Source organism: Bradyrhizobium sp. USDA 4541, assembly GCF_024171085.1.
Taxonomy (GTDB): domain Bacteria; phylum Pseudomonadota; class Alphaproteobacteria; order Rhizobiales; family Xanthobacteraceae; genus Bradyrhizobium; species Bradyrhizobium australafricanum.
In genome coordinates this window covers 2378390-2397945 of sequence record NZ_JALJZF010000001.1, presented here as the reverse complement: position 1 = coordinate 2397945, position 19556 = coordinate 2378390, and the positions used below count along the sequence as shown (strand labels likewise).

Annotated in this window: 19 protein-coding genes; 5 read left to right on the top strand and 14 right to left on the bottom strand. The window is 63.5% G+C overall.

The features are described 5' to 3' along the window. Nucleotides 1-5: 5 nt before the first annotated feature. Nucleotides 6-1307, bottom strand: coding sequence for a sorbosone dehydrogenase family protein (locus J2R80_RS11165; RefSeq protein ID WP_253638582.1), 1302 nt, complete (start codon nucleotides 1305-1307; stop codon nucleotides 6-8). Nucleotides 1308-1766: 459 nt separating this feature from the next. On the opposite strand from J2R80_RS11165, the gene J2R80_RS11160 reads away from it, so the two are divergent. Then, the gene (locus tag J2R80_RS11160) at nucleotides 1767-2054 is read left to right on the top strand and encodes a hypothetical protein (RefSeq protein WP_075969423.1); all 288 of its coding nucleotides are present in this window, start codon (nucleotides 1767-1769) and stop codon (nucleotides 2052-2054) included. Between the two features lie 111 nt (nucleotides 2055-2165). On the opposite strand, the gene J2R80_RS11155 is transcribed toward J2R80_RS11160, so the two are convergent. Next, nucleotides 2166-3434: a serine hydrolase gene (locus J2R80_RS11155; protein WP_253638581.1), complete on the bottom strand. Its 1269-nt coding sequence runs from the start codon at nucleotides 3432-3434 to the stop codon at nucleotides 2166-2168. 67 nt (nucleotides 3435-3501) lie between these two features. Next, on the bottom strand, nucleotides 3502-4710 hold the full coding sequence (gene glf, locus J2R80_RS11150) for a UDP-galactopyranose mutase (protein ID WP_253638580.1): 1209 nt from the start codon (nucleotides 4708-4710) through the stop codon (nucleotides 3502-3504). Nucleotides 4711-4907: 197 nt separating this feature from the next. Here glf and J2R80_RS11145 point away from each other — a divergent pair, with 197 nt between their 5' ends. Together J2R80_RS11145 and J2R80_RS11140 are read left to right on the top strand one after the other, a co-directional pair. Beyond that, nucleotides 4908-6140 carry a hypothetical protein gene (locus J2R80_RS11145; protein WP_253638579.1) on the top strand — a complete coding sequence of 411 codons (1233 nt, stop codon included), beginning with the start codon at nucleotides 4908-4910 and terminating at the stop codon, nucleotides 6138-6140. A gap of 72 nt (nucleotides 6141-6212) precedes the next feature. Then, nucleotides 6213-7367, top strand: coding sequence for a caspase family protein (locus tag J2R80_RS11140; protein ID WP_253638578.1), 1155 nt, complete (start codon nucleotides 6213-6215; stop codon nucleotides 7365-7367). A gap of 41 nt (nucleotides 7368-7408) precedes the next feature. On the opposite strand, the gene J2R80_RS11135 is transcribed toward J2R80_RS11140, so the two are convergent. The 5 genes from J2R80_RS11135 to J2R80_RS11115 all read right to left on the bottom strand — a co-directional run bounded on the left by J2R80_RS11135 (nucleotide 7409) and on the right by J2R80_RS11115 (nucleotide 11165). Further along, a complete protein-coding gene (locus tag J2R80_RS11135; RefSeq protein ID WP_256527830.1) occupies nucleotides 7409-7972 on the bottom strand; it encodes a DUF488 domain-containing protein in 564 nt (187 codons plus the stop codon). Further along, nucleotides 7965-8174, bottom strand: coding sequence for a DUF2945 domain-containing protein (locus J2R80_RS11130; protein WP_057017689.1), 210 nt, complete (start codon nucleotides 8172-8174; stop codon nucleotides 7965-7967). The genes J2R80_RS11135 and J2R80_RS11130 overlap by 8 nt, the downstream gene beginning before the upstream one ends. Before the next feature lie 317 nt (nucleotides 8175-8491). Continuing rightward, complete coding sequence (locus J2R80_RS11125) at nucleotides 8492-9103, bottom strand: DUF502 domain-containing protein (protein WP_253638576.1); 612 nt, start codon at nucleotides 9101-9103, stop codon at nucleotides 8492-8494. Nucleotides 9104-9335: 232 nt separating this feature from the next. Beyond that, entirely contained in the window at nucleotides 9336-9680 is a 345-nt protein-coding gene (locus J2R80_RS11120; RefSeq protein ID WP_233475664.1) for an HdeA/HdeB family chaperone, read from the bottom strand. A gap of 60 nt (nucleotides 9681-9740) precedes the next feature. Further along, nucleotides 9741-11165 carry a lytic transglycosylase F gene (locus J2R80_RS11115; protein WP_253638575.1) on the bottom strand — a complete coding sequence of 475 codons (1425 nt, stop codon included), beginning with the start codon at nucleotides 11163-11165 and terminating at the stop codon, nucleotides 9741-9743. On the opposite strand from J2R80_RS11115, the gene J2R80_RS11110 reads away from it, so the two are divergent. Further along, a complete protein-coding gene (locus J2R80_RS11110; RefSeq protein ID WP_253638574.1) occupies nucleotides 11164-11337 on the top strand; it encodes a hypothetical protein in 174 nt (57 codons plus the stop codon). The two genes, J2R80_RS11115 and J2R80_RS11110, sit on opposite strands and share 2 nt — an antisense overlap. Here the strand turns inward: J2R80_RS11110 and J2R80_RS11105 are convergent, their stop codons facing one another. The 6 genes from J2R80_RS11105 to J2R80_RS11080 form a co-directional block, all read right to left on the bottom strand. After that, entirely contained in the window at nucleotides 11338-12642 is a 1305-nt protein-coding gene (locus J2R80_RS11105; RefSeq protein ID WP_253638573.1) for a DUF3300 domain-containing protein, read from the bottom strand. Nucleotides 12643-12738: 96 nt separating this feature from the next. Further along, a complete protein-coding gene (locus J2R80_RS11100) occupies nucleotides 12739-13752 on the bottom strand; it encodes a haloacid dehalogenase-like hydrolase (protein WP_253638572.1) in 1014 nt (337 codons plus the stop codon). Between the two features lie 74 nt (nucleotides 13753-13826). Continuing rightward, on the bottom strand, nucleotides 13827-15533 hold the full coding sequence (locus J2R80_RS11095) for an arylsulfatase (RefSeq protein ID WP_200844473.1): 1707 nt from the start codon (nucleotides 15531-15533) through the stop codon (nucleotides 13827-13829). Beyond that, a complete protein-coding gene (locus tag J2R80_RS11090; protein ID WP_141342794.1) occupies nucleotides 15533-16507 on the bottom strand; it encodes a formylglycine-generating enzyme family protein in 975 nt (324 codons plus the stop codon). The genes J2R80_RS11095 and J2R80_RS11090 overlap by 1 nt, the downstream gene beginning before the upstream one ends. Nucleotides 16508-16522: 15 nt before the next feature. Further along, on the bottom strand, nucleotides 16523-16663 hold the full coding sequence (locus tag J2R80_RS11085; protein WP_253638571.1) for a hypothetical protein: 141 nt from the start codon (nucleotides 16661-16663) through the stop codon (nucleotides 16523-16525). A 32-nt stretch (nucleotides 16664-16695) separates the two neighbouring features. After that, a complete protein-coding gene (locus J2R80_RS11080) occupies nucleotides 16696-16941 on the bottom strand; it encodes a hypothetical protein (protein ID WP_229192917.1) in 246 nt (81 codons plus the stop codon). 272 nt (nucleotides 16942-17213) lie between these two features. Between J2R80_RS11080 and J2R80_RS11075 the strand changes: the two genes are divergently transcribed. Then, nucleotides 17214-19001, top strand: coding sequence for a hypothetical protein (locus J2R80_RS11075; RefSeq protein ID WP_253638570.1), 1788 nt, complete (start codon nucleotides 17214-17216; stop codon nucleotides 18999-19001). Nucleotides 19002-19556 lie beyond the last annotated feature (555 nt).

The following is a 19556-nucleotide window of genomic DNA, read 5'->3' as shown; positions in this document are numbered from 1 at the left end:
GGCGCTTACGCCGCCGTCACGCGCCAGATCACGTTGCCGACGTCGTCGGCCACCAGCAGCGAGCCGTCGGGGCCGAGCGCGACGCCCACCGGGCGGCCGTACGACACCTTCTCGTCGGGCGCGAGGAAGCCCGAAAGGATGTCGCGCGGCGGCCCCGCGGGATGGCCGTCCGCGAACGGCACGAACACCACCTTGTAGCCTGACAGCGTCGAGCGATTCCACGAGCCGTGCTGGCCGATCACCATGCCGTCGGGAAAACCCGGCAGCGTGCCCTGCGGCATCCAGCACAGGCCGAGCGAGGCGGTGTGGCCGCCGAGCGCGTAGTCCGGCTGGATCGCCTTGGCGACCATCGCCGGATCCTGCGGCACGCGATCGTCGACCGTCTTGCCCCAGTAGCAATAGGGCCAGCCGTAGAAGCCGCCGTCGCGTACCGAGGTCAGATAGTCCGGCGGCGTCTCGTCGCCGAGGCCGTCGCGCTCATTGACGACGGTCCAAAGCACATTGGTGCTCGGCTCCCACGCGATGCCCACCGGATTGCGCAGGCCTCCGGCGAAGATGCGGCTGGTGCCACCTGCGAGATCGAGCTCGTAGATCGCGGCACGGCCTTCCTCGACCGCAAAACCGCTCTCGGCGATGTTGCTGAGCGAGCCGACGCCGGCATAGAGTTTCTTGCCGTCGGCGCTCGGCAGCAGGCTGCGCGTCCAGTGCCCGTCGGGCTTGAAGCTGACGAGCTTGCGTCCCGGCGCGGTGATGCGATCGGCGCCCGCAGTGTAGGGAAAAGCCACGACGCCGTCGGTGTTGCCGACATAGAAGGTGTCGCCGACCAGCGCCATGCCGAACGGCTGGCTCAATCCTTCCATGAAGGCGCCGCGACTTTCGGCGACGCCGTCGCCGTCACGGTCGCGCAGCAGCGTGATGCGATTGGCGCTGACGCCGAGCGCCGCGGCGCGCCGCATCGTCGCCTGCATCGCGTAGTGGAAGACGCTGCGCGGCTTTCCTGCGATCTGCGTCGCCTCCGCGATCAGCACATCGCCATTGGGCAGCACATTGATCCAGCGCGGATGATCGAGCCCGGCGGCAAAGGCGTTGACCTTGAGCCCGGGCGCGGCGACCGGCTTCTGGTCGTTGTCCCAGCCCAGCGCCGTCGGCATCTTGAGCGTCGGGATCGCGCCCTGGGGTTTGGCCTGCGGGATCTCTGGCGCGCTACCCCAGGCGGGCGCGGGCTGCGCGCCCTGCATCCGCCGCCACGCCAGGGCGCCGGCCCCGATCGCCGCGACGACGCGGGCAAAAACTCCAGACGTGCTCATGAAACTTCCCCTGTAATTGCGCAGTGTTAGCGCGCCTTGTCATTCCCTTGCCGACCGGCCGCGGCCCGCAGCAGCATTCGCATAATGCCGGCCCTGATGACAGTAGTTATACGATCTTCGCAGCCGCGCACGAATCGGGGAGACTGGCTGCACGCTCCCTTGTCAGGGCGCTTTCCTCCCTGAGACCTTGCCCGCCGCAGTGGCGGGCTTCCTTTTACGAACCGCCCCGGCTTTTCGAGGCGCCGCTCGCGCATCCGCCGTTATAGCCATAGAAGCATAACGGGCCGGCGACGGATGCATCCTGCCGGGCAGAGCCCGGCAGTGCCCTCCCGGAACACAAGCCCCTTCACAAGAACCTGACCCCACGCTCGCGCAGATTTGCCCTTGCGAGATGCATGGCAGATCAGGAACGCCGCTCCATGGCGGTCGTTGGTCGGGACACCAGCAAGGAGAGTGTGAATGCAACGAAAGACCAAGATATTGTCCCTCGCCGCGGCGTCCCTGATCGCAACAACGGCAGGCGCGTTCGCACAAGGCTACTATCCTTATGGGAACCCTGGTCCGAGATATTACGGCGGCCCCCGCTATCAGGCCGTGCAGCCTGACGTGATGTACTCTCCAGCGGAGCCGGGCTGGTACGGTTCGTTCAACGGCACCAACCACCCGACGCCGAGCTCGACCCAGGGTGACGTGGGTCCTGAAGGGAACAACAACGGTACGCTGACCGGCGTCTACAGGCGCTGGTAGCCACGCAAAATTTAAGGTCCGTCGCTCACTTGAGCGACGGACCTTTTTGCTGTTCCACGTTCCACGTATGCAAAACGTGGGAACGTGAGGTTCGACTTTCCTGCTGAGGTGTTACTTCACCATCGCGCCGTAGACGATGTCCTGCACATTCTCGCGATAATATTTGCGCAGCTCGCCCGGCGCTGCGGTTCCCACAACGACGACAAGGCGCTCCTTCGGATCGCAGAAGAACTGGGTGCCATAAGCGCCGTTCCATGTGAACTCGCCGGGATTGCCCGGCACCGACGACAGCCCCTCGCTGGTCCGCACCGCGACCGACAGCCCGAAACCGAATCCGCCGCGATGCGGTTCGACCGCCGCGACGTTGTTCTTGATCTCGGGCCCGAGATGGTTCGACGTCATGTGATGCACCGTCTTGGGGCTGAGGATGCGCTTGCCGTCGAGCTCGCCGCCATTGAGCAGCATCTGCCCGAAGCGCAGATAGTCGCCGACGGTCGCGAACGAGCAGCCGCCGCCGCAATCGAACCTGGTCGGCGTATCGAGCAGCTTGATGGCTTGCGGCTTGCCCGTGAGCGGATCGTTGGGGAACGGACGCGCCAGCCGCGCGCGCTGCGCCTCGGCCGGGTGGAACGTCGCATCCTTCATGCCGAGCGGCTTCCAAACATTGGCCGCGAGATATTCGCCAAGCCGCTGGCCTGAGACCTTCTCGACCACGGCGCCGAGCACGTCGATCGAGAAGCCGTACTCGAACTCGGTGCCGGGCTGATGCACCAGAGGCAGCTGGGTGATGCGGTCGATGAAGGCCTGGGTATCGCCCTCGACCGCCGGCGCGGTGCCGTCGGGATAGAGCCGCGCCAGTGCGCTCGAGCTGTCGGGCCGGCCGCCATACATCAGGCCGGAGGTGTGGCGATAGAGATCGTGGATGAAGATCGGCTGCGCCTGCGGCTCCATCTTCAGCGAGCCGTCGGCCTGCTGCACGCCGACCTTCATGTCGGCGAACGCCGGATAGAACTCGGCGACTTTGGCCTGCAGCGGCAGCTTGCCCTGCTCCATCAGCGTCAGTCCTGCAACCGCCGCCATCGGCTTGGTCATCGACGCCAGCGCGAACACCGCATCGATCGGCATCGGCGTGCCCCTCACCGGATCGAGCTGACCATACGCCTTGTAATGCACGAGCTTGCCGTCGCGCGCGATCGCCACCACGGCGCCGGGCACGCGCTTGGCCGCGATCTCGCGCGCGAAGAAGTCGTCGAGCCGCACCAGCCCCCGCTCCGAGAAACCGGCCTGGTGCGCCGACGTTTCCGGAAGCGGCGCGGCGTGGGCGATGCTGACAGCAAGGCTAGTGGCGGCGGCAGCCGCGGCAATAACGGTTTTTCTCATTGTTTCCTCACCGGGGACCGCGGGCGATTTGTTATGGCGTTCGTTGCCCGCAGCTCGCAGGATTAGATCACGCCGGCAAGGGCGACAAGACTTCGCGGCGCGCGGCCGCGTCACGCCGGTGCATGCCTTGCTGCGCGAAGAACGGCTCGACCTCGAGCTCGAACGTCTTCAGTGCCGCGCCGATCGCCTGGTGCATGTCGAGATATTTGTAGGAGCCGAGCCGGCCGCCGAAAATGACATTCGGCCGCGACGCCGTCATGGCGTGATAGGAGGCGAGCATGGCGCGGTCGGCGGCGGTGTTGATCGGATAATACGGCTCGTCGCTCCGGCCCGCGAAGCGGGAATATTCGCGATAGATCGTCGTCCGGCCTTGCGCATGCGCGCGCTCCGGATGCAGATGCCTGAACTCGTGGACGCGGGTGTACGGCACCTCGGCGTCGGCATAGTTGATGACCGCGGCGCCCTGGTAGTCGGCGACGTCGTGCACCTCGCGCGCGAAGTCGACGGTGCGCCAGCCGAGATGGCCGCAGGCATAGCCGAAGAAGCGGTCGATCGGACCGGTATAGACCACGAGCTGCCGCGGATTGATGCGGTCGGCGACGTCGAAATAGTCGACGCCGAGGTGGACCGCGATCCTGGGATGATCGAGCATCCGGCGAAAGATCGCGGTGTAGCCTTCGAGCGGCATGCCCTCATAGCGATCGGCGAAGTAGCGATCGTCGAACGTGAAGCGGACCGGCAGGCGGCCGATGATGTCGGCCGGAAGCTCACGCGGATCGGTCTGCCACTGCTTCTGCGTATAGCCGCGGATCAAGAGATCGTAGAGCGTGCGGCCGACCGAGGCGATTGCCTTGTCCTCGAGATTGCCGATTCCCGCGGCGCCGTGCGCGGCCGCCTCCGCCGCGATCACGACGCGGGCCTCGTCCGGCGTCATGGCGCGCCCGAACGCCGCGCACACGGTCGCAAGGTTGATCGGCATCGAATAGACGCGGCCCTTCGCCACCGTGAAGACGCGGTGACGGTAGCCGGTGAACTCGGTGAAGCGGTGCAGATAGCGCCAGACGGTCTCGGAATTGGTGTGGAAGATATGCGTGCCGTAGCGATGCACCTCGACGCCGCTGTCGGGGTCGAGCTCCGAATAGGCGTTGCCGCCGATATGCGGACGGCGGTCGAGCACGCAGACGGAGCGGCCGAGCCTGCTCGCCACCTGCTCGGCGATCACAGCGCCGAAGAAACCCGCCCCCACCACGACGACGTCGAAGCCATCAAGCTGCATGCGCTCTCGCCCTCATGTCGGATCGCGACGGCGCCCGACGCAGCTTCAACGTGACGACACGGCCGTTTCCGGCGAAATAAATCCGCCCATCAGGATAATTCCGAGCCCGGAACTTCCGGCTCGGCCGTTCAACTGACAGCAAGCAAGGCGACGGAAATGCCCGCGCGAGCAGCAACACCATCAAGCGCGGAGGTCCCATGTCCGTGATCTGCGTCCTGTACTCCAGCAAGACCACCTATGATTCGCTGCGCGGCATCCTCGCGATGGCCGCCGCCGAGTTCGACCGGCTCGGGCACGAGGTCAAGATGCTCGATCTGCTGGCGCCGGATTTCTCGGCCCGGCTCAACGCCCTGCTGCCGCGGCGCGCAGAGACCATGGCGCTCGGCTTCTCCGGTATCGGGCTCGATATCCACACCAAGGACGGCAGGCTGTTCTGGGACGCCGCCCAGATTCCCGTCTTCACCTGGTTCTGCGATCATCCCTGCTATTTCGCCCGGCGTCACGGGCTCGAGAGCCGCTACACCGCGCATGGCTACGTGTTCCCGGACCATGCCGCATTCAACCGCGATCATCTGGGGGCCAATGGCGCCGTGTTCGCGACCCATATGGGCATTCCCGATCCCGGCTTCTTCGGCAGCCTGCCGCCCGAGCGGCGCAACGGCCGGCTGATCTTCGCCAAGTCCGGCTGGAATCCGCTGGCGCTCGAGCGCGGCTGGCGCAAGACGATGCCGCCAAAACTGTTCGCGCTGCTGTTCGACGTGATCGCCGAGGCGCGCGGCAAGACCTGTGGCACATTTCCGAAGATCATCGTCGACGTCGCCGAGCAGCATCTGGTCTATCTGAAGCCCGGCGGCGACCTGTTCAACGTGATCCTGACACGGCTCGACAACTACACACGAGGCGTGCGCACCCGCGAGGTGGGCGCCGTGCTTGCCGACTATCCGGTCGACTTCATCGGCGGCGGCTGGAGCGATCTCGACGTCAGCGGGCGTCCGGCCCGCGTGCTCGGCGCGATGACCTTCGATGCGATGCGCGAAGGCCTCGGCAGCTACCTTGCCGCGGTCTCGCTCAATCCCAATATCGACCTGTCGGTGCATGACCGGGTGTTCTTCGCGCTCGGCGCCGGCACCGTGCCGGTGTTCGACGCCAACCGCTTCTCGGCCGCGGAGATGCCGCATCTCGCCCGCTTCAGCTTCGGCCAGGACACGACCAGCATCGCCGCCGCCGTCGAGGCCGTGCTGGCCGATCCCTCAGCAGCGCAGGCGGCGGCCGCGACCACCTTGCGCGAGCTTTATCCGCGCTTCTCGATGCAGCGGTCGGTGCAGGACATCCACGAAATCACGATGTCGATCGCGGGCGCCGCCGGCGCCAGCTTGTTGCCGGCCGAGCCGGTGCCGGCCGGCGTCTGGACGCCGAAGCAGGCGGCCTGATCGCGCGCCATTTCCGTGGCCGCGTCGCGCCCGCTACGCTACCATGCACCCGTCACTCCGATCGGGGCCAGCATGAACCGCCGCGCGTTTGTCTCGGGACTGGCCGTTGCCGCGGCGCTGGCGGGCTTCGCCGCGCCGGCTGCGGCCGACGGCAAGCGGGTGGCGCTGGTGATCGGCAACGGCGCCTACAAGAGCGTGCCGGCGCTGTCCAATCCGCCGAATGATGCCGGCGATATCGCAGCCGCGCTGCAACGCCTCGGCTTTGCCGTAACGCTGATCACCAATGCCGGCTTCGACGAGATGCGGCGCGGCCTGATCGCATTCGGTCGCAATGCCGCCGGCGCCGACATGGCTGCGGTGTACTTCGCCGGCCATGGCATGCAGATCAACGGCGACAACTGGCTGATCCCGGTCGATGCCGAGCTGAAGCGCGATACCGACGCCGCCAATGAAGCGATCAGCCTGCAAAGCGTGATGCTGCAGGTCGCCAACACCGCAAGCCTAGGCCTCGTCATCCTCGATGCCTGCCGCAACAATCCGTTCGCGGCGAAGATGAGCCGCTCGCTCGCCACCCGCGCCGCTGCCGGCAGCGGGCTCGGCCGCATCGAGCCGGTCGGCAATGTGCTGGTCGCCTATGCCGCGCGCGACGGCACCATTGCGCTCGACGGCGACGGCCGCAACAGCCCGTTCGCCGCGGCGCTGCTCCACAACATCGAGACGCCGGGCGTCGAGGTCACCTTCATGTTCCGCAACGTCCGCGACGACGTGATGGAGGCGACGCGCAACGCGCAGCAGCCGTTTGTGTACGGCTCGCTGTCACGCAAGGCGATCTACCTCGTGGCCGCTCCGCCCGCCGACGCCGCCGCCACGAAACAGGCGAACGCTGCGCCGGCAGCCGCCGCATTGTCAGCGCCATCGGCGACAGCAGCCGGCGCGATCGATCCCGCGCTGGTCGGCACCTGGGAGATCATGGTGCCGGGTGGCCGCGGCCAGTCGCGCTGGATCTGGAAGATCATGGCCGACGGCACCTATCAATTCCACGCCGAGCCCTCCCGCGCCGCGCGTCCGCACGAAGGCGCCGTCAGCTTCGCCAACGGCCGCTGGACGCTGCATGCGCTGAGAGGACTGAGGAACTACAGCGACGGCGGCTCCTACGAAATCCGCGACGCCATTGCCGTGATCACCGGCAAGCTCGGCACCGGCTATTGGAAACGCAGTGTGGAGTGAGTGGGCGCGGCGCGACGGTGCAGCCGCAAGCCTCACTCCTTTCATAAATCCAGTTCACCCGTAGCTGGATAGACCACCGTGCCGTCGCCCTGGACGACGGCGCCTTCGGTAAGACGGGCGGGCTCGAGGCGCCCCTCCCCCATGATGTGGACGACGGTCTCGCCGGACGCGATGAGGTAGTCGGCGACGATGCGGCGGTGGCAGCGCCACCACACGGCTTCCGAGCACATCATCGCACAGCGTTGCCGGCGCCCCTCGTCGCGCAGATGCTGGAGCGCCGCATGAAACTGCGGCGACAGCGCATAGTCGGCGTAGTTGTGAAAACTCTCGTTGCTCCAGAACCCGTTGACGGACGGCGCCACGCTTCGCGCCTTGCCGCGGAGCCCGCCGAGATCGGCCAGATGCTCATACGAGATGCCCGCGGCCTTAAGCGGCTTGGGCAGCGTATCCTTGTTGAACTGCGGATTGGTACGCGACCGCGGCACCGTTCGGATGTCAACGATGCGCTCGATCGCGGTCGCGCCGAGGAGAGCGATGAAATCCTCGAGGCTGCGGGTGGAATGACCGATCGTGAAGAACGGAAGCGCCACGTCTTTGCTAGGCATGATGCAGCGCGCTGCCCTTGTGGGCCGCGACGTGATCGGTCTTGTCGCTCTTGATCTCGTACTGCGGATCGGCCTCCGAGGCGCGGTGGGTGTGCCCCTTGTAGTCGAAATCGCTGATGTGGACCGCGATGATGGTGCCCGAGACGCGGCCGGCCTCGGAATTCCAGCTGACGTGATCGCCGACCTTGAATTTCCTGGCCATCGTTGCAGGCTCCTTCAGACGCGAAATTGATCGTACGATACGCCGCCAATCGACGGCACGGGACTAAAAAAGCCCGCCGGAGCAAACGAGCTCACAGCCGGCCAAGTTCCTGCCTCGCATTGGGGGTTCACCCGCAAATTGATGGTCTGGTTGCGGCATCCCGGAAGCTTGCCGCCGCCGTCCCGAATTCGATAGCGGGATTGATCGACGAAGCGACACCGGCAACGGACGCAGCAAGTCACAAGTTATATGGCTCAACGCGCAAGCCTAACGGAAGCTCGGTCAGATTCCCTCGTTACTTACGTGGATCCGCGGAATCAAGTTGCCGCCCTGCTCAGATCTTCTCCTTTGAGGGCCGCCGCGGATCCAATGCCGACATTGGTCACGATTGCCCTCGCCAGCAACATCGACATGCTCAGAGGACGAATGCGATCGACCGAGCAATATCTGACAATGCCGACCAACGGCGTCGGCGCCTGCGGGACGAAGACAACCACCCAGTCGTTCTCGAGTGTCTCGAGGAGATATCCGAGCTGCCAGCCACCCTCGACGTTCACCAGCACTGGCTTGAACTCATCGCTGGCGCCTTCGGCCTGAGCAAGGCCTTGAGCCATACTCTTCACCATCTGGTACTGTGGAAGGCTGCCAAGAAATGATTTTTCGACCCACGCGCTAATCCGAGAGCCGGTTTTGGTTCGCGCGACGATGCCGGCGAGGAACGACACCAGGATCAATAAAGCCACTGCCACGACTGTAACAATTCCAATGCCTGCGACCTTTCCGATCTGGTCGAAATGAAGGGCATGAGACACCGGAAGCGCGGCCTTCACCGCCAGACGCATCGCGTGGCTGAGAATCGCCAGTACAAGAGCGACGGGCAGGAGAAACAGTGCGCCTCCGATTAAAGTCGTTTTCAAAAACTCCTTCATTGCCGCGGCCTCTCCATTTGCACACGCCGTTTGAAACCGCGCCTTTCGCCAACAGCCGAAAGAACTCGCCCGGATCTACAAGAACGGCCATGGCCACCGGGCGTCAACAGACCGCCCACGTCGCCACAACCATCGCGTCCTGATGCGGATCATTGCGATGCTTGGCGAGTGAACGGGCAGTGCAGCGAGACATCCCGGTCTCGCCGCACCGGTTGCCTCGGGGAGCCGCCGATCATTTCTCGTTCTTGAAGAGAACGTCGATGGCCTGGATCACCTTGAGTTCCGGGTGGGCCTTGCAATACACAATGACTTCGTGCTCGCCGGATTTGGTCCGCGTAATATGGGCAAAATGCTTCTTCGCGAGGCCGTTGTACCAGCCGCTGTACCAAATCGCGAGAAAGTCGGCGTCCTCCTGATAAGTGTTGGCGAGTTGCGCGCAGGTCAAAGCCTGCACATCAATGAACCCTTTCGAGTCCATGTAGGTCGAGAGCGGGACCTGGGCATGAACAGAAGCAATCGAGATGACGAGAGCGCCAAGGCTGAGCCCAATCTGGTTCATGAAGGATTTGCGTTTCATGATTAGCTCCTCTTGATTTTGGTCCACCACCCAAGCCAGCGAACACTTTGAACAAGCCGATCATTTCTGCGATGGGTCGGCCGTTGCGCTCGCCGGAGCGGGCGAGCGAAGCGACTCGTAGGAGATGTAGTACTTGTAGATCTTGCCGACGTACTGAACCGTCTCCTGCCCGACGATCGCAGCCGCGCCGTTCTCGACATTGTCGAACCAGACGGTCGAGTCGAAGCCGTGCTTGCTCGCATAGTCCCGGAAACGCTTCAGGTTTCCCGGGCCTGCATTATACGCCGCCAGGGCCATGAACACGCGCTCGCGCGGATCGGTGACCGAAGCGTCGACATAGGTATCCGCCAGGTAGCGCAGGTATTTGGAGCCGGCGTGGATATTGGTGTCGGCACTGGCCGCGACGCCGGTGATCTCGATCGGCTTCTCCTTCGCGGTACTGGGCTTGATCTGCATGATGCCGGTGGCGCCGGAGGCATTGTGGCAGGCCTGGTCGAGCTCTGACTCCTGATAGCCCTGTGCAGCGAGCAGGACGGGGTCGATGGAGTATTGCACCCCGTACTTCTCGAAAGATCCGCGCAGCGCCTTGAACTTCTCCGCCTCGGCGTGCGCGAGGGCGTTCTTCAGCGGCTTCGCCGTCTTGAAATAGCGTGCACGCAGGTCGTTGCCGAATTCAGTTCCGATTTTGTGAGTACTGACGAATTCAGCGAGCTCCTTCCTGAGCGCCGGACTGTCCTTGCGGATCGCCCAGGCGATGTCGCCGCCTTCGTTGATCGCAATATCGTCGCGCACCGTCAGCCCCTTCAGGAGGCCCGCCCACGCCTGCGCCTTGAAGCGGTCGACGACGGCCCAGGGCAACAGGCCGGTGCTCACCATCTCCAGCAAGTCCTCGTCCTCGAGGTTCTTGTCGGCTGGCTTGACGACGATGCGTTCCAGCCCCTTGGCTGCCCGGTCCGCATTGAGCGCGTTCAGGTGCTCGAAATAGCTGCTGGCTTCCCGGACGAAAATCGTCTTTCCACCGAGCTCGTTCAGCGAGCCGATGCTCGGCGCCGCAGATCCCGTCACGAGCACTTCGCGAACGCCGGATGCCCAAGGATCAGCGAAGTCAACCAACTTGCTCCGATCCGGCGTGACCGTGAGCAGGCCGGCGGCGATATCGCCCTTTCCGGCGATCAAGTCACCCAGCAGTCTGTCGCGCCTGGTGGGGACGAAGCCGACATAGATCCTCTGCTTCTTCTTGCCGTACCGCTTGTTCAGCCAGCCCTCGAACTCGGCGCCGAGCTCGGCTTCGAAGCCGAGTGTCTCGCCCTTGTCGATGAAGAACGATGTCCTGTCGGTCGGCACGAGGATGCGCACGAGTTTGCGCTTCAGCATGCCATCGAAGTCGCCCTCCCAGACCTTCAGGGACGGCAGCGCCAGGACCTGTGGATCGGCCCTGGCGGATTTTTCTGCCACGACGACGGCGGCGGCGGTTGCGAAGGCCATGGCGAACATCCTGGAACTTGCGCAGGTCGATGAAAAATTCATGATCCAACCCAATCATTTGAAACGTGCCGCTGAAATCTGCCTGGACGTTACCTTTCTTCGTGGAAGCTGTATTGTAGTTTTTACGCAACCTTGGTTTGTAGATGTCGACGCGCGAGCCCAGGCACTCTGATCAGCGCCGCCGGCCACCGCCATGGAAACCGCCCCCTCCCCGGAAGCCGCCACCTCCGCGGAAACCGCCCACGCGGCCGCCTCCGTGGAAGCCGCCGGCCCGCATGCCGCCGCGAATCGCGGCCGGCCGGCCGCCTGCGTGAACACGTCCGCTGACGCGCGAGCGCGTGACGCTCCTGTGCGAGACCGCCGCGCGATTGCCCGCACCCGTACGTGCATGCGTGACACTCCTGCTGCTGGTGCGGCGCGATACCGAGGCACCGCGATTGCCGGCGCGTTGCGAGACCGCGGTCCTGGCCCGGCCTGTACCCGCATTCGAGATCCTGCCGCCGGGACCACCGGTGCGATTGCGCAGCGCCTCGCGCGCGGCGGGGGTATTGCCACTGCCGAACCGCCTCGCCACGCCGGCATCGCGATAGGCGACACCGCCGCGATGCGCCGGATTGTGGGCCCAATTGGTGTTTCTGATGTTGGTGCGGTTGAACTGGTTGTAACGGTTGACGTTGACGTAGACGTTGCGGCCCCACCAGTTGCAGCCGCCCCAGATCGCAGCGCCGACGGCCACGCTGGCGGTGAAGCCGATCACGCCCGCGGCGACATAGCCTGGCGGAGACCAATAGAACGGCTGGTAGTCGGGATAATCCCAGGCCCCGTAGACGACACCGGGATCGTAGACCGGGACGTAATACTGGTCGGGATCGACCGGCTCGATCGAGATCGCCTGCTGCATGCCGGAGGGCGCGGTCACACCGGCGGGGGGCGCGCTCTTCGTCACCTTCTGCTGTGGCGTCGACTTGAGATTGCCCGCGGCCTCGGCGCGCTGGCGCAGGGTCTGCACGGCGCTCATCACGTCCTGCTCCTGCGCGAGGAAGGCATCGCCAAGCTGCTGGGTCCAGTCGAGCTTGTCGTTCATCATCTGAAGAACCTGCGGCACCGCCGCGAGGGCCTTGACGCTCGGATCCCACGACTGCTTCTGCATGGCGTCTTCGAGCGCCTTGCCGGTGACGGTCTTGTTGTCTTGCGACCAGCGCGCCGCCTCGACGACTTCCAACGGATAGGTCGATGCCATCAGGATCTGCGACAGCAGCGCGTCCGGGTAGAGCGCGATCGGCGCGACCAGTTGCTCGATCTGTCCGTTCGGAAGCTTGCTGGCTGTCGGGGCCGGCGCCGGCGCGGCAGCCTGGTCCTGGGCCGGCTTCTGGTCCGCGGGTGTCTGCGCGTATGCCGGGCCTCCGAGCATCAGGCCAACCGCCAGCGCCGCGTTCGCAATGGTGAGCCGGCGCAATCCTGGAAGAAGTCGTGTCATGATGCCTCCTCGTTCTTCGTCTCGCTTGCATCACCGGCGGCGCCGGCGTGCTCCGCGGCGCCGGGCGTCAGCGATGCCTACGCAATCGTTCGGCCTCTATTCAAAGCGGAACATGCGTTTCCAGTCGTCCTTCATGCTGACAACGATCCAGCCATTGGAGTTCGCCGCGTCGAGCGCCTTGTCGAGTTTGCCGAATGAGGACTTCCGATCGTATGCATATTCTCGTTCGGCATCGGTGTGATGCACGATCAGGCCGAAGCGTTTCCCCGATGATTGCGTCGCCCATTGCAGCATCTGGAAGTCGCCGTCCGAATTGCCGAAGGCCGCGATCGGCCGGCGGCCGATATGCGAGTTGATGCCGACCGGCTTGCCGGGTCCGTCGTCGACGAGATCGATCGCCGGCAGCCGGATCAGTGTCGGTTTCCCCTTGTCGATCTCGAACTTCGTCTTGATGCTCGATCCGACGACCTGCTCCGGCGGGATGCCATAGACCCGCTCGCTCCATGGCCGCATGAACTCGATGCCGCCGCCCGAGACAATGAAGGTCTTGAAGCCATTGGCCCGCAGACAGGCGAGCAGTTCCAGCATCGGCTGGTAGACGAGATCGGTATAAGGCCGGTTGAACTTCGGGTGACGCGCCGACTTGATCCAGTCGCCGGCGATCTGCGCGAACTCGGCCGTTGTCATGCCGGCATGGGTCGCCATGACCAGTTCGACCAGGCCCTTCTCGCCGGCCTTGGCCAGCGCTGCGATGTCGTTGTCGAGAACCGCCCTGAACGGCTGCTTCTGCTTCCACTCCGGATGTTTGGGGGCGAGGGCCTTCACCCGGTCGAGCGCAAACGCAAGCTGCACATACATCGGCTGCTCGCACCACAGCGTGCCGTCATTGTCGAATGTCGCGATGCGTTCCGGCGCCGGCACGAAATCCGGCGTGCCCTCCCGCGTCACCGCGGCGACGAAGTCCAGGATCGACTGCTTCGGCCGGCCGTCATTCCAGGAGGGAAGAGGATCACTCTGCGCGCGTGCGATACGACCGGAGACCGACAGCGTGGCCGCCGACACCAGCAGACCGGCCAGGATCGTACGGCGATCAACCAAGCTTCCGTTCACGAATCTCCATCCTCCGGTTCAGCCATTCAGAGAGGAACGACCCCCGAGAGTGGGGGCCGCTCCATTTGCATCGATCAGTTGCCGGTAGGCAAGCCGATCTGGAAGCCGTCCTTGGCAAGTTGATCCCTGAAGAACGCGAACCGCTCATACTGTTGGATCGTGATCGGTCCCGCGTAGGTCTCGCTCTGAATCTTCCGTGGCGGATACTTCACATAGGTCTGCATCAGATCCTTGATCGCGGCATTGATCGAAACCAAGGACCAGGTGTGCTCGGTGTAGTTGTTCATGAAGATGTCGTACCGCTCCTGGGGGTCCTGCCAGAGATCGAAGACCTGCGGAACGGTCGCCACATAGGACTCCGGCCCCTTCCAGCCGAGGTTGCTGTCGACCGCCAGGCCGCCGGTCTTTGCGCCGTTGTCGCCGCGCAGATTGAACACCGCCTTGTAGTTGCCGACACGGGCGGCGCCAGGCGAGAGTTCGGATTCCGTGAAATAGAACCAGTTCTTGCGCTCGGACTTGCCGGTTCCGAACAGGATCGGCGACATATCGATGCTGTCGAAGATGATAGGCTTACCCTCGCGATCGTTCTCCGGCAGCTTCACGCCGGCGAGCTTTGCGAAGGTTGCCATGTAATCGAGGCCGCCGACGATGTCGGAATTCTTCGTGCCGGCCTTGATGCCTGGGCCCCATGCAAGGGACGGGACGCGGTTGCCGCCCTCGCGAACCGTGCCCTTGGTGCCGCGGAACGGTGTGTAGCCGGCGTCCGGATAGACGTCCTGCCAGGCGCCGTTGTCCGTCGTCCAGAACACATAGGTGTTCTTGTCGAGGCCGAGGGACCGCACCTTGTCCATGATACGGCCGATACGCGTGTCGTTCTCGACCACGGAGTCGGCATACTTGCTCTTGGACATCGACTTGCCCTGGAATTCGGGCGCCGGCATGTTGGGCTGGTGCACCTTCATGAAGTTGATGCTCATGAAGAACGGGCCCGATGACTTGTTGCGGTCCAGATACTCGAGCGAGGCCTTCTCGACGTAGTCGTCGAAGAAGGGAATGCCGACCACGCCCTTGTCCGGCGTGTTGACGTACTGGCCGTTGATCTTGAAATCTTCCTTCGCCGGCTGCCCGGCATTTCCGGAAAGTGCGCCTTTGGTGACCTTCTCGAACATCGCCCTCAATTCGGGGTCCATGTCGGGAAACCAGGTCGGATCGGCGTAGGTGTACGCATTGAGATGATAAAGGCCGGCATACTTCATCTCGTCGTAGCCTTGCGCGCTCGGCAACGCATAGTCGGCCTCGCCAAGGTGCCATTTGCCCGTGAAGAACGTTTTGTAACCGCCGGTCTTCAAAACCGAGGCAAGCGTCCATTCCGCCGCCGGCATGCCGCCGCCCTGGCCCTGGAACGCGACGGTCGTCATGCCGCTGCGATTTGGAATTCGGCCGGTTTGCACCGCGGCACGTCCAGGCGTGCAGCTCGGCTGCGCATAGAAGGACATGAATTGCAGTCCTTCATTCGCGAGACGATCGATGTTCGGGGTTGGCATGCCGCGATTTTCGCCGCCGCCATAGGGCCCGGAGTCACCATAACCGAAATCATCCGACAGGATCAGGATGATGTTCGGCTTTGCGCCGCCGGCCGCGCTCGAGGGTTGCGTGGTCCCTTGCGCCTGGGCGGTCTCGATGGGCGCCATCGCCGAGAAGGCGGCGATGGTGGCGAGCGAACTCGAGGCCGCGAGCAGGTTGCGGCGGCTGAAGGTGTCTGTCGTTGTCTTCTCAGTCATCACTTTCTCCCTGAACGTGTAATGCAGCGAAATCCGAGATGGCTGGTCGACGTATCGATCGGCTCGGCATGGCGCGCCGCCGGTCGATAGCGCCGGCAATAGTTCGGCGCGCAGAGATGCGAGCCGCCCTTGATCACCTTGCGCGGTATCCTGCTAAGCGGCAGCGACGGATCGTGGCTGTCATGCTCGCAGCCGCCCCGCGGGTTCTGGGGAATGCAGCAGGCCTTCTTTGCATCGGCGCGGTGTTTCGGAGCCCACCAGTCGCTGGTCCACTCCCAGACATTGCCGATCATGTCGAACACGCCATAGCCGTTCGGCGGATAGGTCATCACCGGCGAGGTGCGCGCATGGCCGTCCTCGCACCGGTTCTCGAACGGAAAGTGACCTTGCCACGTATTGGCTTGATGCACGCCGCCCGGCACGAATTCATCGCCCCAGGCATACTCGGCGCCATCGAGGCCGCCGCGCGCAGCAAACTCCCATTCCGCTTCCGTCGGCAAATCCTTGCCGGCCCATCGCGCATAGGCGAGTGCGTCAGCATGGGTGACATGCACCACGGGATGGTCGTCCAGCGATTTGATGTTGCTTTTCGGGCCATAGGGATGGCGCCAATTCGCGCCCTTGAGCAGCGTCCACCATTGGCTGTAGTCGCGCAGATCGACCGGATAATCCGGGGGCGTGAAGACGAGCGAGCCGGCGAAGATCAAATGCGGCAGCGCATCCGGATAGTCCTTGGGGTCCGGAGCGACCTCGGCGAAGGTGACGTGGCCGGTGGCACGCACGAACTGCTTGAATTGCCGGTTCGTCACTGGAGTGCGGTCCATCCAGAACCCGTCGACGCTCACCATGTGGGACGGCGCTTCTTCCGGATAATGCCGATCCGATCCCATGCGAAACGTGCCGCCGGGAATGAAGACGCTGTCTGACGCGCCGGTTTCGTCCACGTTCGCGATCGGTCTCTCGGCAATATTCAAGAAGGTTGCCTCCAGTTACTCGTTGCGGCCGATTGCGTGCTTGGTCGGTTCGGCGGCCTCGCTGCGCAGGATCTGTGTCTGACCGATCGCAGCACGCAGCATGCCCGCGGCAAGCACGCCTGATATCGAAAGGTTGACGAAAATCGCGTTGTCCACGCACTGCTCCAGTTATGCGAACGCCCCCTCGATCACGGCCGGTTCAGATGAACCAGAGCCTCGGCTTCCAGTTCGGCAACGAGCCGTTCGTAATCCGCGGCCTTCCGACTTCCTTCGCGGTCTCCTTGCTTTGCCGCTTGTTGCCAACGACGAAGCGCTTTCACAGCTTCATCATAATCTGCGCAAATCGCTCTAAACTGCGCGTCGCGATTGAAGCAGCGCCGAATGTCAAGTTCGCGCAGCGGAAAGCGGGTCACAATCGCGCGGAACTCCTCCATGATGAACTCGCTTGTGGCCAACGTGACCTTTGCTGCTGGTTCATCGAGGCTTCAAGGTACGAACATGTTCGTACACGGCGCGACGCTCGTTGAGCGCGCCGTCTCAGGCGCGACGGCTTCAAGGCCGATGCGACCAGCTGTCGCTGCAGTCGGGAACTCGTTGTTCCGATGATTGAAAGCTGTCGCGTCAGCGCCGGCTGCTTGCTTCGCTTACGAGTTGCAACATGTACTGAGAAGGCCTACCGTCGACCGACGATTGGGGTTGCCGGTTGATGCCTGATGTACCCTTCGCTCACGATGCCGTCAGCGGCTCATCCGATATCCCGCGTTGTGATGATTCCGCGGTGCCGCCGGCGCATGTAGAGAAAGAGCTGGACCGCATCCTCTCGAGTCCGCATTTCCAGGCGAGCGAACGGCGGCAAGCTTTCCTTCGTTTCATTGTCGACGAGACGCTTGCAGGCCGCGCTGATAGCCTGAAGGGCTACACAATTGCCTTGGCCGTGTTTCGGCGCGACGACTCTTTCGATCCCCAGGCTGACCCTGTCGTCCGTCTTGAAGCTCGACGATTGCGCCGCGACCTCGATAGCTACTACGTGGATTCGGGCCGCGATGATCCGGTACGCATCACAATTCCAAAAGGCTCCTATGTGCCCTATTTTGAGTGGCACAAAATGCATACTGCCGACGCTCCATCTCGCGAGCCTGCTCTTGAACTGCACGATGATTCGACAACTGCTGCTGCTACACGCGCGAATTGGACGACCAAGCCTGGCATCAGGCGCTATGGGCCCGTCGCTGCCGCGCTGGCAGCCGGCGTGGTGGCTTGGATATGGCTTGCAGCAAGACCGCCTCCGGCCCCAATGACGCCACGCGAACCCGCGGTCCTCGTGATGTCATTCACGACGCTGACTCCCGGGGAAAACACGCGGCTCTTCGCCATCGGCATGGGACAGGAACTGACCAGCAACCTGTTTCGCTTCGGAGGATTCCGGCTCTACACGTCGCCGTCGAATGCGCTCTCCGCAAAAGGCGACGAGGCGCCCCAACCTGGTCGTCCTCTCGGTGCTTCCTATGTCGTCCGTGGAAGCGTTCAAACGAGCGCCGAAGAAGTGCAAGTCACAACGACTGTCTTCAACGCCGAGAACGACGAGATTGTATGGATGCGGACATATGCTCGACCGTTCGATCCTCAGTCGCTCATGAATGTCCAGCGCGAGCTCGCGAGCGAAATCGCAACCGTCGTCGGCCAATCCTACGGCGTGGTTAGAAACGACATTCGCGCGGATCCACCGAGGAATATGGAAAGCTATCTCTGCGTCCTGCGCGCTCAGGCCTATCGCAGCACTTTCCGGCGCGTCGACTTCGATCCGGCCATGCAGTGTCTTCAGCAAACCGTTCAGCGGGATCCGCAGTATAGCGATTCATGGGCCATGCTTGGATGGCTGCATCTCGACGCCGGACGGTTGGGCTATTCAGCCGACGGCAATCCGCAAACGGAGTATGACAAGGCCCTTGAGGCAACGTCGCGCGCCATCGCCCTGCAGCCGAACAGTCCCCTGGCGCTGAAGGCCCTGGCTGCGGCCTACCATTTCACGGGACGTTACGCCGATAGTGATCGCATCAGCCATCTGGCGATCGACCTCAACCCCAACGATCCCGACATTCTTGCCCAATTCGGCTGGCGTCTCGCCATCCGCGGGAACTTCTCGGAAGGCGTGCCGATGCTCAAGCGCGCGATCGAGCGCACGTTGCATCCGCCAGCCTGGTATCTTCATTTCATCGCGGTCGACCTTTACTTGAAGGGTGAATACAAGCAGATGCTCGACGTGGCCGAGACGGCATCGTTGCGCGATTCCGGATTCAGCCAACTGTTGATTGCGATAGCGAATACAGAGCTGGGGCGCCGCGATGCGACCCAAACGGCCTTGAAAGGAATGTCGCGGTACAAAGCGTTGGCCGATGATCCGGCCGGCTTCTTGCGCCGCAACGGAGCGGCGGATCAGGTTGTCGACACTCTCGTGGCCGGATTGCGCAAGGCCCAGGCTCTCGTCGCAAGCTGACGTTCCCTGCAGTTTTGGCGCCGCTCAGCCGGCATCTTCGGCTTTCGACGGCCATGCCGCCGTCGCCGTTTTTCACTGCGCATGGAATAGACCGCCCGAAGGCGGCCTTCCATGGGTTAGCGGAAACCAAAGCGGATTACGGGCGAATGCCGTTCTTTCGCGCGCAATCCCGATAGGCGGAATAGCCCGCCGAGTTTCGGGCGGCAGTCGCCCCGCTTGTCATGTTCGCACCGCCGGCGGCAGCGGCTTCATTCGCCTGCCTGAAGCATTCAGCGCGAATTGCATCGACATTCTTGCCACTATTCTTCGGAGCCGCATTTGCCGGAACCGCAACCAGCAAGACCAACGTACTAAGCACACATATCTTCCACATAGTCGTCTCCCTGTTCCCTGTAGTGGACCAGCTGCCGTACCAGTTCGCCAATTTGCCGCGTCGGCAGTAAGCGTCAGCATTGTTTCACCCAGGGAGGTCTTCAAGGTACGAACACGTTCGTACCTGCCCAGCGCCGACGAAGTCCGACGGATCGAGCTCGACAATACCGCTTGCTACGCTTG